Source organism: Streptomyces cyaneofuscatus (genome assembly GCF_033109485.1).
GTDB classification, from domain to species: domain Bacteria; phylum Actinomycetota; class Actinomycetes; order Streptomycetales; family Streptomycetaceae; genus Streptomyces; species Streptomyces cyaneofuscatus.
Window position 1 is genome coordinate 4,911,604 of the sequence record NZ_CP137002.1, and the last position, 13,604, is coordinate 4,925,207.

At 69.9% G+C, this 13,604-nt stretch carries 15 protein-coding genes and 1 pseudogene; 9 read left to right on the plus strand and 7 right to left on the minus strand.

Going from position 1 to position 13,604, the window contains the following annotated elements; genetic code table 11:
* Positions 1-185 precede the first annotated feature (185 nt).
* Positions 186-623, minus strand: coding sequence for an ATP-binding protein (locus tag R2B67_RS21700; protein ID WP_317820363.1), 438 nt, complete (start codon positions 621-623; stop codon positions 186-188).
* Between the two features lie 164 nt (positions 624-787).
* On the opposite strand from R2B67_RS21700, the gene R2B67_RS21705 reads away from it, so the two are divergent.
* Genes R2B67_RS21705 through R2B67_RS21715 form a run of 3 tightly spaced genes read left to right on the plus strand, consistent with a single transcriptional unit; the run spans position 788 to position 2,095 of the window.
* Positions 788-1,666, plus strand: coding sequence for a helix-turn-helix domain-containing protein (locus R2B67_RS21705; protein WP_317820365.1), 879 nt, complete (start codon positions 788-790; stop codon positions 1,664-1,666).
* Entirely contained in the window at positions 1,663-1,872 is a 210-nt protein-coding gene (locus R2B67_RS21710) for a DUF397 domain-containing protein (RefSeq protein WP_317820367.1), read from the plus strand. The genes R2B67_RS21705 and R2B67_RS21710 overlap by 4 nt, the downstream gene beginning before the upstream one ends.
* Positions 1,873-1,888: 16 nt before the next feature.
* A complete protein-coding gene (locus tag R2B67_RS21715; protein ID WP_317820368.1) occupies positions 1,889-2,095 on the plus strand; it encodes a DUF397 domain-containing protein in 207 nt (68 codons plus the stop codon).
* Positions 2,096-2,140: 45 nt separating this feature from the next.
* On the opposite strand, the gene R2B67_RS21720 is transcribed toward R2B67_RS21715, so the two are convergent.
* The 4 genes from R2B67_RS21720 to R2B67_RS21735 form a co-directional block, all read right to left on the minus strand.
* Positions 2,141-2,905 carry a hypothetical protein gene (locus tag R2B67_RS21720; protein WP_317820369.1) on the minus strand — a complete coding sequence of 255 codons (765 nt, stop codon included), beginning with the start codon at positions 2,903-2,905 and terminating at the stop codon, positions 2,141-2,143.
* A gap of 160 nt (positions 2,906-3,065) precedes the next feature.
* On the minus strand, positions 3,066-3,917 hold the full coding sequence (locus R2B67_RS21725) for an EamA family transporter (RefSeq protein WP_317820370.1): 852 nt from the start codon (positions 3,915-3,917) through the stop codon (positions 3,066-3,068).
* Complete coding sequence (locus R2B67_RS21730) at positions 3,914-4,447, minus strand: YbaK/EbsC family protein (protein ID WP_317820372.1); 534 nt, start codon at positions 4,445-4,447, stop codon at positions 3,914-3,916. The genes R2B67_RS21725 and R2B67_RS21730 overlap by 4 nt, the downstream gene beginning before the upstream one ends.
* Positions 4,448-4,650: 203 nt before the next feature.
* Positions 4,651-5,496, minus strand: a complete 846-nt coding sequence (locus tag R2B67_RS21735) for an esterase/lipase family protein (RefSeq protein ID WP_317820374.1) — start codon at positions 5,494-5,496, stop codon at positions 4,651-4,653.
* A gap of 1,071 nt (positions 5,497-6,567) precedes the next feature.
* Between R2B67_RS21735 and R2B67_RS36060 the strand changes: the two are divergent.
* The 3 genes and pseudogenes from R2B67_RS36060 to R2B67_RS21745 form a co-directional block, all read left to right on the plus strand.
* Positions 6,568-6,792 (plus strand): annotated as a pseudogene (locus tag R2B67_RS36060) (histidine kinase); the annotation flags it as partial.
* A gap of 1,197 nt (positions 6,793-7,989) precedes the next feature.
* Complete coding sequence (locus R2B67_RS21740) at positions 7,990-8,646, plus strand: response regulator (protein WP_204164136.1); 657 nt, start codon at positions 7,990-7,992, stop codon at positions 8,644-8,646.
* A 54-nt stretch (positions 8,647-8,700) separates the two neighbouring features.
* Positions 8,701-9,294, plus strand: a complete 594-nt coding sequence (locus R2B67_RS21745) for a 3'-5' exonuclease (RefSeq protein ID WP_317820376.1) — start codon at positions 8,701-8,703, stop codon at positions 9,292-9,294.
* A 45-nt stretch (positions 9,295-9,339) separates the two neighbouring features.
* Here R2B67_RS21745 and R2B67_RS21750 read toward each other — a convergent pair whose 3' ends face one another.
* Both R2B67_RS21750 and R2B67_RS21755 read right to left on the minus strand, forming a co-directional pair.
* Positions 9,340-9,771 carry a VOC family protein gene (locus R2B67_RS21750; RefSeq protein WP_317820377.1) on the minus strand — a complete coding sequence of 144 codons (432 nt, stop codon included), beginning with the start codon at positions 9,769-9,771 and terminating at the stop codon, positions 9,340-9,342.
* Positions 9,772-9,905: 134 nt separating this feature from the next.
* Positions 9,906-11,552 (minus strand): penicillin-binding transpeptidase domain-containing protein, encoded by a 1,647-nt coding sequence (locus R2B67_RS21755; protein ID WP_317820378.1) that lies wholly within the window; start codon positions 11,550-11,552, stop codon positions 9,906-9,908.
* A gap of 390 nt (positions 11,553-11,942) precedes the next feature.
* Here R2B67_RS21755 and R2B67_RS21760 point away from each other — a divergent pair, with 390 nt between their 5' ends.
* From R2B67_RS21760 to R2B67_RS21770, 3 genes are all read left to right on the plus strand, one after another.
* The gene (locus tag R2B67_RS21760; protein ID WP_317820379.1) at positions 11,943-12,371 is read left to right on the plus strand and encodes a hypothetical protein; all 429 of its coding nucleotides are present in this window, start codon (positions 11,943-11,945) and stop codon (positions 12,369-12,371) included.
* 196 nt (positions 12,372-12,567) lie between these two features.
* Entirely contained in the window at positions 12,568-12,723 is a 156-nt protein-coding gene (locus tag R2B67_RS21765) for a hypothetical protein (protein ID WP_018515713.1), read from the plus strand.
* Between the two features lie 192 nt (positions 12,724-12,915).
* Entirely contained in the window at positions 12,916-13,512 is a 597-nt protein-coding gene (locus R2B67_RS21770; protein WP_317820382.1) for a hypothetical protein, read from the plus strand.
* The last annotated feature ends 92 nt before the right edge of the window (positions 13,513-13,604 follow it).

Below are 13,604 nucleotides of genomic sequence, written 5' to 3' on the forward strand. Positions count from 1 at the left end.
CACCCGTGTGGGTGACGCGCCCCCGGGATGCGTCAGGTGCAGGACGGGGTGGGTTGGGTGGGGTTATTTCTCTTAGTTCTTTAAGTAGTTGATGTCGCACCTCAGCGCGTCGCGTCCGGGCGCGATCCGGTGGGCGGTTTGTGCGGGGTACCGGATCGCGCCCGCGCACGACCCGGTCGGGATCGTCACGGTACGAGGTCGATCTCGGCCCATACGGTCTTACGCGGTACGGGCCCGGGAGCGACGCCCCAGTGGTCCGCCAGGGCCTCCACGATGAGCAGGCCGCGCCCGTGTTCCGCGTAGTCGTCCTCGGGTGCTTTCACGGCACCTGGACCCGGCGGGACGCTGTCGCCCCGCGTGTCGGTGACCTCGATCCGAAGTGTCTGTCCGCTGACAGCGAGGGCGAGTTGGAAGTCCCGGCCCTGTACGCGGCCGTGGACCGAGGCGTTCGCCGCCAGCTCGGCGACGATGTGTGCAGCCGACTCCGAGGGGAGCCCCCAGGCGCCGAGATGGGCCACGGTGAGCAGCCGGGCGAGCCGGGCGCCTCGACGGGTGGGGGAGAGCAGGACGGTGAACGCCTGTTCGGTGGAGGGGTGTTGGGTGTGGAGGATTTCTTGCTTCATGTCACTCAGCGTGGCCGTCTCTGCGTACCGTGAACAGTGACGAAGCCCTTGCGTACCGTGAGTGTCTGGGGCTTGTCCCGTGTTGTCTTGGCTGTCTGGAGTGACGTGCCGGGAACGGTCGCTGTTGAGGGAAGAACGGCACGCACGTCGGAAGTGGGGCTCGCATGAGCGTGGTTGGCGACGGTACGGAGCGCGGGGACGCCGGGGTGGACGAGCCCGGCTGGGAGGTCGACCCGGACGACGAGCCGGGCGCTGCGGTGGTCGCCGCCGTGGGCCGCCAGATCAAGGCGTGGCGCGAGGCGGCGGGGATGCGGGCGGCGGAGTTCGGGACGGCGATGGGGTACAGCGAGGACCTCATCTACAAGGTGGAGGGCGGCCGGCGCATCCCTCGCCCGGAGTTCATGGACGGCGCGGACGGGGTGCTGGGGGCGGCCGGGAAGCTCGCGGCGATGAAGGCCGACATCGCGGAGGTGCGGTATCCGAAGAAGATCCGGGAGCTGGCCAAAATGGAGGCCGCGGCGGTGGAGCTCTCGGCCTACGGCAGTCACAACATCCACGGGCTCTTGCAGACCGAAGAGTATGCACGGGCGTTGTTCGGGATGCGGAGGCCCGCGTACTCCCAGGATGAGGTGGAGAGGCTGGTGGCCGCTCGTGTGGCTCGGCAGTCCATCTTCAGCCGCTCGCCAGCTCCGGAGCTCAGTTTTGTCCAGGAAGAGGTGAGCCTGCGGCGCCACCTCGGGGGCAGAATGGTGTGGCGCCGGCAGCTCGAACGTCTCCTGGAGGTAAGCGAGTTGCGCCATGTCGAGATTCAGGTGATGCCGACCAGCCGTGACGAGCATGCCGGAATGGGCGGCGAGATGCAGGTGCTGAAGTTCAAGGACGGCTCGGCGGTGGGACGCTCTCAGGGGGACTTCGGCAGCCGGCCGGTCTCCGACCCGAAGCAACTCCGGATCATCGAGCTACAGTGTGGCCTCATCCGGGCGCAGGCTCTCAATCCTAGGGAGTCGCGGGCCTTCATCGAGCAAGTGCTGGGAGAGACATGATCAGCGAGACCTCCGCCGGAGACGTTCTTGAGCTGGCGTGGTTCAAGAGCAGCTACAGCGACAGCAGCAACAGCAACGAATGCGTCGAGGTCGCGACCGCCTCGGACACCGTGCACGTCCGCGATTCCAAGAACGTCCAGGGCCCACGTCTCGCTGTCGCGCCTGCCGCGTGGGCGGGTTTCGTCTCGTACGCCGCAGCGCACTGACCTCTTCTGGAGAGACATGATCGGCGAGACCTCTCGCGAGCTGCGGTGGTTCAAGAGCAGCTACAGCGACAGCAGCAATCCCAATGACTGCGTCGAGGTGGCGACGGCCCCGGACGCCGTCCACGTACGCGACTCCAAGAACCCCCACGGCCCCCGTCTCGCCCTCGCCCCCACCGCCTGGGCGGCCTTCGTCCCGTACGTGGGCGGGGACGAAGGCCGCTGATTCCGGCCTCAACTCCGGTGCTGCGTCAGGCCGGCACGGCGGGCGTCACTTCACCACGACGTGGTCCCCCGGCGACATCGATGCTCCGGTGGTCGTATTGCCGTAGTACGCCCAACGCCACGTGCCCGTCTTCGACGCCTTGACGGTCGTATTGAGGGCGCCCGAGCCGTTCGCGTACACCTTCTTCACCGTGGTGTAGGACCCGGTGCCGGAGGGCTTGAACTGAAGGCTCACATGGCGGCCTCCGTACACGGCGTACTTCCTGGTCTCCCAGTTGGCCCGCGTGACCTTTCCGGTCACGGTGATGGTCTTGCCCTTGGCAACCGGTTCGGGCGCGGCGTTGACGGTCAGACGGGAGTTGCGCTTGACGTGGACGGTCAGCCCCGTGGCGTCGACGTCTTTGCTTCCGTCCTTGAAGTACACCTGGCCCGCGACCTTCCAGACCCCGGCCTCACTGTTGCGCATCATCCACAAGCTCGGGTCGAAGTACAGCGTCTCCTCGATGTCGCAGGAGCCGACCCGGTGGGGGCAGTTGTTGGTCACGATGTTGTGCCACAACGTGTCTTCCGCACCGTTCCGGTAGAGGTACACCAGGGGCGCCCACTTCCAGGTGCGCGTGGTCTTCACCCTGAAGGAGGCCGGTATCGCGACCTCCTTCGATGTCCCGATCACGATCGGTTTACCGCCGTTCACCTGGACACGGCTGAACGAGGCCCCACCCTCGGCCGCCCCGGCCGGCACCGCCGCCACGGCCGTGGACACCACGGCCGTGCCACCGGCCACGACGGCTCTCCAGACCTGCTTCCCCACCTGATCCCCGATCTCGCTGCCGAAAGGCGCCGGAGGCTCATCCCTCCAGCGCCTAGCAGACAGCCGGGAGCCATCCGAGGTTGTGGACCGGCACATCACGATGAAGCATCGGGCCACCCCCGCGTCCCGCGAGGCGGGCACGCCGTTGCGCCGCTCCGGGTCAAGTCGTGTGCAGCATCAGCCCGATGCCCACCACCATCAGCCCCGCCGCCGCGATCCTCGGTGCCCCGAATCGCTCCTTGAAGAACAGCGTGCCGATCGCCGCGCCCACGATGATCGACGACTCCCGCAGCGCCGCGATCGGGGCGAGCGGGGCCCTGGTCTGGGCCCAGAGGACCAGCCCGTACGCGACGACCGAGAGGGCCGCGCCGAGCAGGCCCCGTACCGCGAACGGCCGGAGCTGGGTGACCAGTTCGGAGCGGCGGCGGTAGAAGGCGTACGCCGGGATCGCCAGGCCCTCCAGGATCATCAGCCACGCCACGTAACCGAGCGGCGTGCCCGAGGCGCGGACCCCGACGCCGTCGACCGTCGTGTACCCGGCGATGGCCAGGCCCGTGCCGAGGGCCGCCACGATCGCGGGCCAGTGCGGGCGGGTGCCGGAGCCCCGGATGCCCCAGAGGGCCAGGCCGACCAGGCCGGCCGAGGCGACCGCGACGCCCGTCGTCGCCCACGCGTCCGGGCGCTCGCCGACGAAGACCGCCGCGAGGACCGTCACCACGAGCGGGGCCGTACCCCGGGCGATCGGGTACATCTGGCCGAAGTCGCCGAGGGTGAACGAGCGCATCAGCAGCAGCATGTACGCCACGTGCAGCAGGGCCGAAACGCCGAGGTACGGCCACGCCTCCGCCGCCGGGAGCGGGGCGAAGAGGGCCATCGCCGCGCCGATCAGCAGGCCGCCGCCGGAGATCAGCGTGAAGGAGAGGAGCTGGTCCTTGATGGCGTGGGCGATGGCGTTCCAGCTGGCGTGCGTTATCGCGGCGACGAGGACCGCGAGGGCGACCAGCGGGGTCACTTGGCGGGCTCGCGCACATCCGCAACCGTGGCGCCCGCGTGGGCGATCAGCGTCTTGGGGTCGAGCGGGAAGACCGTGTGCGGGGTGCCCGCCGCCGCCCAGACGACGGCGTGGTCCAGGAGCCGCCGGTCGGCCAGGACGCGGGTGCGGGTCGCGTGGCCGAAGGGCGGTACGCCTCCGATGGCGTACCCGGTCGTCTGCCGGACCAGGTCCGCGTCCGCCCGCTTGACCTTCTGGGCGCCGAGTTCGCGGCGTACGAGTTCCACGTCCACCCGCGAGGAGCCGTCCATCAGGACCAGGACGGGGACGCCGTCGGCCGTGAAGACCAGGGACTTGACGATCTCGCTCAGCGCGCAGCCGACCGCCGCCGCGGCCTCCGCCGCCGTACGGGTCGCGTCGGGGAAGCGGCGCACCTCGACCTGGAGGCCCAGCTCGGCCAGCGCCTCGGCGAACCGGGGGTGGGCGGGGGAGACCGGTGCGGTGGGGGCGGGCTCGGGGGGCGCGGGCTCAGGGGTCGCGGGAGTGCTCATGGCTGCACGCTAGCGGTCCGTGCATGGTGCACGCGAGGGGGTTCCGGGTGGTGGGCCCACCCTGCCGGATGCTTGTTCGCGCCCCCTATGACCCCGCGCGTCCCCTACGACCCCGGGCGTCGAATATGACCCCGTGCGTCGAAGGTGCGGTCGCCCTTGCCGGGGCGACCGCACCTTTCGTTGCTCCGCTTTCCCAGCGGATATCAGGTCTTGGAGTAGTAGTACACGGCCAGGCGTGCCTGTTCCACGGGCGAGACGCGCTTGCTGAACTTGCTCCACTTTCCGGAGTGCTTGATCCTGGCGGTGTGCTTTCCGGAGGTCTTGGTGATCAGTTGGCCGTGGTTGATTCCGGCCTTGTACTGGACTTCGTGCCTCGCGGTGCCGACGACACCGGAATCCTCGGAAACGGTGTGGTCGTCGTACGAGGAGATCGTGGTCCAGTCGGTGCTCATGTTGCCGTTCTTGGTGGTGCTCGGCATCTTGCTCGGGAGAGCCTTGAGGAAGGCGCTACCCGGCTTCATGTCCTTGCACTGCCGGGCACTTCCGCAGAGCGCCACCCTGCTCTTGGTGATTCCGGCGTGCGGGGTGCCCAGCGTGACGACGTCCTCGATGTAGAGCTTTTTCGGGAAGCCCGGGGCGCGCTTGTGGGTGTAATGCAGTGCGGCGCGGACGACGAGACCGCCCATGGAGTGGGCTACGACGTCGACCTTGATGCCCTTCTTCGTGTAGTTCGTGGAGATGTGGTTCGCGAACTTCTTGGCCACGTCCTTGATGGCCGTGTCACGGGTACCGGAGACGTTCTTCGAGCACTTCTTGTTGTTCGTGTAGTAGCCGAAGGTGAGCAGGTTCCCCTTCCACTTCTTGTTCGCGAAGTGCTTGCGGGCGTCGCTGAACTCCTTGGTGCAGTCGTGCTTGCCGAGGGGCGCGTGCCCGTGGACGAAGATGACCCGGCTGCTGGAGCCGTCCGACCGGGACGGCTTGCCCGCCGCACCGGCCGGTGCGACGGTGAGCATGGTCAGGACGGCTGACAGCGCTGCGGCGAGAAGCAACGTGAACTGCCGCCGGGTTCGCTGAGTTCTCTGAGCTCGCTGAGTTCTCTGAGTTTGCTGAGTCCTCTTGGTTCTCTGCATGAAAGACTCCCCGTTTCCGTCGTCGCGTGTGGTTCTCGCCGGGGACGTTAGCCCGGCCCGGGCGCGGGGTGTGCCGGTCGTTCGCCCCACATCCGGCCCCCGCCCGTACGCCGGTCAACTAACCTCGCTGCCATGCGGCGTGGGGGGCACGAGGGAACCAGCGAGCGCCTGGTGAACCGGACCGTCGAGCGGTACGGGGTATGGCTCAGGTCCACCGTGGTCCTGCTGTGCGGTGCGCTGGGCCTCGTCTGGGCGGACGCGGCGGATGTGCCCCTGGCGCTGGCGCTGCTGGCACCGGCTGTCCTCGCCTGCGGTGTGCGCCTCTGGGCGCTGCGCCGTCCGCTCCCCCTCCCGATCCCGCTTGCCCTGCTCTGGACGCTGGACGCGGCGGTGGTGCTGCTGATGGGGCTCTCTCAGCCGGTCCTCGACGGTGAGGGCGGGAACGCGATGGTGGAGGTGGCCGTCGGCATCAGCGTCATCGCGTTCCAGTTCGAGTGGGCGACGCGTCCGGTGGCCGGGGCCGCCCTGGCCGGGGCGGGAGTCGTCGCCTGCGTGCTGGGTGACGTCCTCTCCTCGTCCGAGCACGATCTCGACGTGGTGCCTCTGGTGCGCATGCTGATCCAGGTGGGCCTGTCGAGAGCGGGCTACCTCATCGTCCGGGCGCGGGCCAGGGCGGCCGACCGGTCGGCCGCGGTGCGAGCGGCCCTGCGCCGGGAGGCCGATGTCGCCGCGGCACGGCGGGCGACCGAGCGCGAGTATCTGGCGACCTTGCACGACACGGCCAGCGCGACCCTGCTGATGGTCTCGCAGGGCGACAGCCGGGACTGGTCGTGGCTTCCGCCCCGTGCCAGGAAGGACCTGGAGGCGCTGTCCGCCATGCCCGGATTCGAGACGGGGAGCGTCGACCTCGCGGTTCTTCTGGGCTGTGTGCCCGAGGGGGAGGGGCAGGCCAGGGTGCGGCTCACGACGCACATCGAGGGCCCGCTCACGATGCCGTCCGGCCCGGGGCTCGCGATATTCAACGGCGTCCGGGAGGCCGTGACCAATGTGTCCCGCCATGCCGGGGTGCGGGAAGCGGAACTCCGGGCGTGGAGAGAGGAGGGGAACGGTGTCGTCGTCGAACTCTCGGACGCGGGAAGGGGCTTCGACCCGGACTCCGTACCGGTGCGGCGCCGGGGCATCTCCGGCTCCATCATCGGCAGGATGCGGGCGGTCGAAGGCACCGCGTCCATCACCTCGCGTCCGGGCGCCGGAACCCGCGTGCGGTGGCGGTGGCACGACCGGGACGGGGTGCCTCAGGGGCACGACCAGGACCGGGTGCCCCAGGCGCACGACCGGGGCGGGGTGCCTCAGGCGCACGACCATGGCCGGGTGCCACCGGCAGGGGACGGAGCAGGGCAGGCGACGGAAGTGCGGGGCCCGGCAGGCGGGCAGGCGACGGAAGTGCGGGGCCCGGCTGTCGGGCAGGCGACGGAGGTGCCGGGCCCGGCCGCCCGCACCCGGGCCGAGCACACGGCGGCGGTCCGCTTCATCCGCGGACAGCTCCTCATCGGGGCCCAGCTGGTCGCGCTGCTGATCTGCCTGGTGTGGCAGTTCACCATCTCGCTGCGCCGGCTCGTGGCCCACCAGGACGTCTACCACCCCGCGTGGCCACAGACGGCCGCCTTCGTCTGCCTCGTCGCCGTCGCGGCGGCCGGAGGCGCCTCTCTGCTGCGGGGCCGGCGGATCCCGCCGGGGGTGCGCGGCTGGTGCCTGGGCTCGGTGCTGGCCGTCTCGGCGGTGAGCGCGTACACGCTTCCGCCGCATCACGCGACGGGCCCGGCCGACTGGGCGTTCGGGGTGGTCGGCTGGCATGCGTTGTTCCTGCTGGCAGATCTGCGGGTCAGGTGGTACGCGGCATTCCTCGGGGCGCACATAGGGATCAACGCGGCAGCCGTGGTCGGGCACGGGGCGCCGGCCGCGGCCGAGGCGGCCGTCCTGGGCATCGCCACGGTGGGCAGCTGTGGCCTCCAGTTCGCCATCGGCGCCCTGATGACGCATCTGCTCCGCGACACGGCCCCGGCAGCGGGGTCGGCGGCCGCGCGCGAGGAGGAACTGCGCACCCGGGAACGTATCCACGAGCACCTCCAGAGTGATCACAAGGAGCGCTACCGCGCGCTGACGGCCACGACGGTGCCGCTGCTGGTGGGCCTCGGCCACGGTGTGCTGAGCCCGCACGACGAGGAGGTCAGGCTGCGGTGCGGGGTGGAGGGCGCCCGTATGCGCCGGCTGTCCCTGCGCAGCGCCGGGCTGCGGACCCGCAGGTGTCCGTGGTCAGAACGAGACGCGGTGAAAGTATGTGGGCGGAAGCGAGTTGGAGCAGACCGACGTCACCGGAAGTTGCCCTGCCATGAGTTCGGGAGTTGCCCTGCCATGAGTAACGATGCACCGGTCAGCGTGGTCGTCATCGACGATCATCCGGCCATCCTCTCGGGCGTGGAGATGTGGTACAGCGCTTCACCACGGCCGATCACCGTGGTTGCGGCGGGTGCCTCCGTCCGCGAAGCCTGGACCGCTCCGGGCAGTACGGCCGATGTAGTCGTCCTGGATCTCCAACTGGGCGAGGCCGTACCCGCGTTCAGCGGCCTCCGGAGACTTGTCGACGCCGGGCGGCAGGTGGTCGTCTACTCGATGCGGGACGACGAGAAGACCGCGCTCACCTGCCTGGACCTCGGAGCCGCGACCTTCCTGACCAAGAGCGAGGGCCAGGAGCACCTGGTCGAGGCGACGCTGGCAGCCGCCGACGAACGGCCCTACATGCCACCCGCGTTGGCCGGAGCGCTAGGCACCAATGCGCGCGCGGACCGCCCGCAGCTCTCCTCGCGCGAGGAGAACGTGCTCATCGAGTGGTTCCAGTCGGAGTCGAAGGAGCTGGTCGCGCAGCGCCTCGGCATCTCCGTACGGACGGTCAACTCGTACCTGGACCGCGTGCGGATCAAGTACGCGAACGTCGGCCGCCCCGCACGGACCAAGGCGAGCCTGGTGGCCCGGGCCGTCCAGGACGGACTGGTCGACGTCGACGACCTCTGAGAGGCCGTGAAATCAGGATGCCCCAGGGCGGCGGCCGCTCCTACGCTCGCCCTCATGAACAGGCGCGAGCAGGGCGAGCAGGGCGATCAGGACGAACATCTGCTGAACGTCGTCGATGTCGAGGCAACCTGCTGGGAGGGGCAGCCGCCGCCCGGCCAGGTGAGCGAGATCATCGAGATCGGCCTCACGGTCGTCGACCTGCGGGCGGGTGAACGGCTGTCCAAACACCGGCTGTTGGTGCGGCCCGCGCGCTCGAAGGTGAGCCCGTTCTGCACGGAGCTGACCGGGCTGACGCAGGCGGAGGTGGACGGCGGCCTGCCGTTCGCCGAGGCCTGCCGGGTGTTGGCCACCGAGCACCGTACGGGGCAGCTGCCCTGGGCCAGTTGGGGCGACTACGACCGTAACCAGTTCACCCGCCAATGCCGGGCGACGGGCGCCGCGTACCCCTTCGGACAGCGGCATACGAACGCCAAGGTCGCCTTCACCACCGCGTACGGGCTGCGCCGCCGCCCCGGCATGGCCCAGGCGCTGACGGTGGCCGGCCTCCCGCTGGAGGGCCGCCACCACCGGGGCGACGACGACGCGTGGAACATCGCCGCCCTGGTGCTGGATGTGGCGGGGCGGGGCGACTGGCCGGCGGCCGGGTAGGCCGGAAGGCCGGTCATCAGCTGGTGACCGGTGGCGGACCGGACGTCAGCCGGTGACCGGTGGCGGCAGCGGCGTCGTGGTGCGAGGGCGGTGGGCCCGGACATCCACCGGGCGCCCATCAGGATCGCGGGCCGTCATCGTCCACTGGGCGGGCAGCGTCTCGATCTCCCCGACCGGCCACCCGGCACCGAGGATCCGTTCGCGGGCCTCACACAACTGCGCGTACGTGCCCACGCGGAGCCCCCACCCCGCCTGGCCCAGGGGGGCGAGGCCGGTGGTGGGAGGGTCAGCGGTCTCGACGACCATCAGGTGGTCGTTCCCACCGACATCGATGACGGCGAACCGAGGATCGGAAGGGGTCGCGGCGCGCTCGAAGGCGAGTGTCGCGCCGAGCAGCTCCGTGTAGTACGCCAGGAGCCGGTCGAGGTCGGTGGTGGACAGCGTCAGGTGGTTGATTCCGAGGAGGAGTTGGGTCATGGTCCGCCCACGGTAGTGCAGGCACGCGATGAGGGAAGAGCCCACAACCCTGGTATTGCGAGGGCTCTTTGGGGCACGGCGACTCTTCAGAACTGCCCTGCCCTGCCCCGCCCCGTACGCCGTCGGTTCGGCCCTCAGCGGCCCGCGCGCAGCACCTCCGCCACCAGGGGTCCCGCCGCGTCGCCGCCGTGCCCGCCGGACTGGACGACCGCCGCTGCGGCGAGGTCGTTGCTGAAGCCGGTGAACCAGCTGTTCGACGTCTGTCCGTCGACCTCCGCCGAACCGGTCTTGGCGCCCTTGTCGCCGCCGACGGTCGCCATGGATCTGGTGCCGGTGCCGGTGGGGCTGGTCGCGGTGTAGCGCATCATCTGCCGCAGTTGCTCGGCCACGCCGGCCGGCAGCGGACGGGCACTGGCGAACGGCCGGTTGTCCAGCGCGCGGGCGATCAGATACGGCTGCTTGAAGCCGCCGTTCTTCACCGTGGCGGTCACCGAAGCCATGTTCAGCGGGCTCATCAGCACTTTGCCCTGCCCGATGTACGAGGCCGCGGTTTCGGTCCCCGAGGACTCCGGGATCCTGCCGTCGAAGGAGGGCACACCGGTCTGCCAGTTGTCCTGGCCGAGGCCGAAGTAGTCACGGGCCTCCTGGCCCAGAGCCGTTCCGGCCCGGCCGCCGAGCGGTTTGATCGGCTTGATGAAGGTGCTGTTGCAGGACTGCGCGAAGGCTTCTCGCAATGTGGCGTTGCGGATGGAGAAGTCCTTGAGGTTGTGGAAGGTCACCCCTTCCCACTGGACGGTGGCCGGGCACTCCACCGCGGAGTTGATGCTCCCGAGACCGTTCTGGATGATCATCGCCGCGGTCACGATCTTCATCGTGGAGCCGGGGGCCAACTGGCCCGTCATCGCAGCGTTGTAACCGTCCTTGCGGTTGTTGGCGATGGCCAGGATCGCGCCTGTGGACGGCTGCACCGCCGCCACCGAGGACTCGTCGAACCGCTTGACCGCCTGCTCGGCCGCGGCCTGGACACCGGCGTCGAGCGACGTCCGCACCTTGCCGGGCTTGCCCTTGGCGAGGGTCAGCAGGTTGATGTCGGCCTGCCCGTCCTCGGCGGGGTCGATCCAGGTCTCGACGCCGGGCGAACCGCCCGCGGAGTCACCGTACTTCTGGCGCAGGGTGTCCAGGATCGTGCTCAGGGAGGGGTACTTCTCCTTGGTGAGCACGGTGCCGTTGCGGTCGACGGCTTCGATGGCCGCCGTCGACGACTCGCCCGTCATCAGCGTCGCACCGTCGGTCAACTTCGGGTGTACGACGGTGGGTTCCCAGTCGACCAGGGCTTTGCCGGTCGTCAGCCCGCGGACGACGGTGAGCTCGGAGGCGTACGACAGGGGCTTGGCCTTCCCGCCGTAGGAGACGGTGGCCTTGACGGTGTAGGGGACCGTCGTGCCGACGGCCGGCCCCGGGGTTATCTTCACCTTGCCGATGTGGGCGTCCTCGCCGTACGAGGCGAGTACGGGCTCCGCGTCGGCCTCGTTGTTGGTGAGCAGGGCGGCGGTCGAGGCGTCCCCCGCGGCCCAGGCGTCGAAGAAGCTCTTCGACGTCTCGGCTATCTCCTCCGCGCTCGGCGGCCCTGTCTTCACCTCGGGCGTCGCGTTCCGGGAGGCGACCTTGCCGCCGTCCCCGCCCCCGTCGCTCCCGAGCATGCTGTAGGCCCCGTAGCCGATGCCGCCGGCCGCCAGGACGAACACTCCGCCGACCACGGCGACCTTCGCTCCACTGCGCATCTGTGCAGTCCCCCTCCCCAGGAGTGCCCCTGAACACGTTCAAGGGGCAACTGTGAGGAACCCTAAGGGGTTGGTGCGGTGGGTGAGGGTGTTGTTATCGGACCGGAACGCTTGGCCGGGAAGCGCTCTCTGGATGTGCTCTCCGGATGCGTCTGCGGATGTGTGTGCGGAACCAGGCCCTCCGTTGCTGGGAGCGGGCAGGGAGGCCGTCCCGGGCGTGCCGACATCGGCACATGAGGGCGGCCGCCCCCGTCACCTACCCTGCTCACCTGCGGGGCGCGCGGGGCGCGGTGCAGGTCCAGGCGGGGGATGCGGATGCCGAGAGACGTGGACGGTACGACGAACGCGGGAGCGCCCGGTGCGGACGGGCAGAAGCCAGCAGCGACCACCATGGGACCGCGTGCGTCCCTGGTGATGTCCCTGGCGCTCGGCCTGCTGCTGGGCGCCCTGTCGCTCCTGGTCATGCTTCCGGCGGCCCAGCACCTGCGCTCCCTCCAGGACGGCGAGCGGACTCAGGCGACGCTGCACACGGCCGGTTCGTGCATGGCGGGCCACTGCCAGGTGAAGTTCGAGGCCGGCGGCCGGACGGTGATCGCGGACCTCCCGGTGGGCAGCGGCGGCGGCAAGCAGTCGGCGGGCGCCTCACTGGCGGTCCGGTACCAGGCGGACGACCCCCGGGTGGTGGCCCGCGAGGAGGATGCCGGGGGCGGCGGGGCGGCGGTGCTGACGGCACTGTCGGGCGGGGCGGCCCTGCTCTTCCTCACGGTGGCGGCCGTAGCGGCAATCTTCCTGGCCCGTCGGCCGAGGTCCGAGGCTTGATCAATAAGGGTCGGCGGGCGCCCTGGGAACAAATTTTCGCCGTGATGAGTGAACCCGGAATCGCCGGGCACTAGGACCAACGCAACGAGGTCCTGGCGACCATTCGGAGCCGGGACATACCGGTGGGGCGAACTGAGACCGTTGTGAAGTCAGGTGCACACGCGCCTGAATCCGTACTTGACGATGGGAACTGAAAATGATCCTCCTTGGGCTTCTTCTGCTTATTATCGGCCTGCTTGTTGGCATGGGCCTGCTGACCACGATCGGCAGTATTCTCATCGTCGTGGGCGTGGTCCTGTGGATCCTGGGTGCGACCGGCCGCGCGGTCGGTGGACGAAAGCACTTCTTCTAACCGTCGGAGTTGCCAGACGGAACCAGGAAGTCTGTTGATTGACGCAACAGAATCCTGAAACTGCGGGCGGGCCGCGACGATTTTCGTCGCGGCCCGCCCGCAGTTCGTGCGACCTTTCTTTCCGCTTCACGGCCGGCAGCTCGCCGCCCCCCTCACGGCCACGCCACCCCACCTGGGCCATAGGTTCTACGGATGCAGACCGAAGAGCGCGCCCGGGGCCGAGCTGCCGCCCCCTCCACGTACCGATGGGCGGCCGTGGGCTGCGCGGTGCTGGCCGGAGCCATCGGCTGGACCGATGCGCTGGCGGTGGCCGGCGGTCAGGTGATCGCCGCCTGGAAGGTGGGCGGGGCACTGCTCCTGGCCTGCCTGGCGCTGGTGCTGGCCGCCTCTGCGCTGAGCCGCCGCTCGCAGGCGGCCGGCGAAGAGGTGGGCCCCCGCCGATGGATGCTGGTCGCCCCGGCCGCCGCAGCGGGTTTGGGGGTGGCGTGGGGTGGGGTCGGCGACCTGGGCGCCGAGTACCACGTCCTCGAACCGACCGGCCCCGGCGGCTGCCGAGCCGTGGTCAGGGAGGCGTCGTTCCTTCTCGCGGGCAGGGGCGAGGTGTTCGCGGTGGGGGCCGGCGGCGTGGGCTGGAAGCCGATGGGCTCATGGACGGCCGACGACGGCATCCGCCCCATCGCGGACGGGGCGTACGAGCTGAAGTGGGGCCCCAAGGAAGGCACTTTGCTGATCCACGGCTCCAACGCCAACCCCGTGTGGCCCGCTCTGCACGGCGTCAGCTGCGGTTGAGCATCCTCGACCTCAGGCCCCGGCGCCGCCTGCACTTCCCTGCGCCCAGCGGGAACTAGCCGTTGCCTGCCCGCGTCGTGGTGTCCATGGAG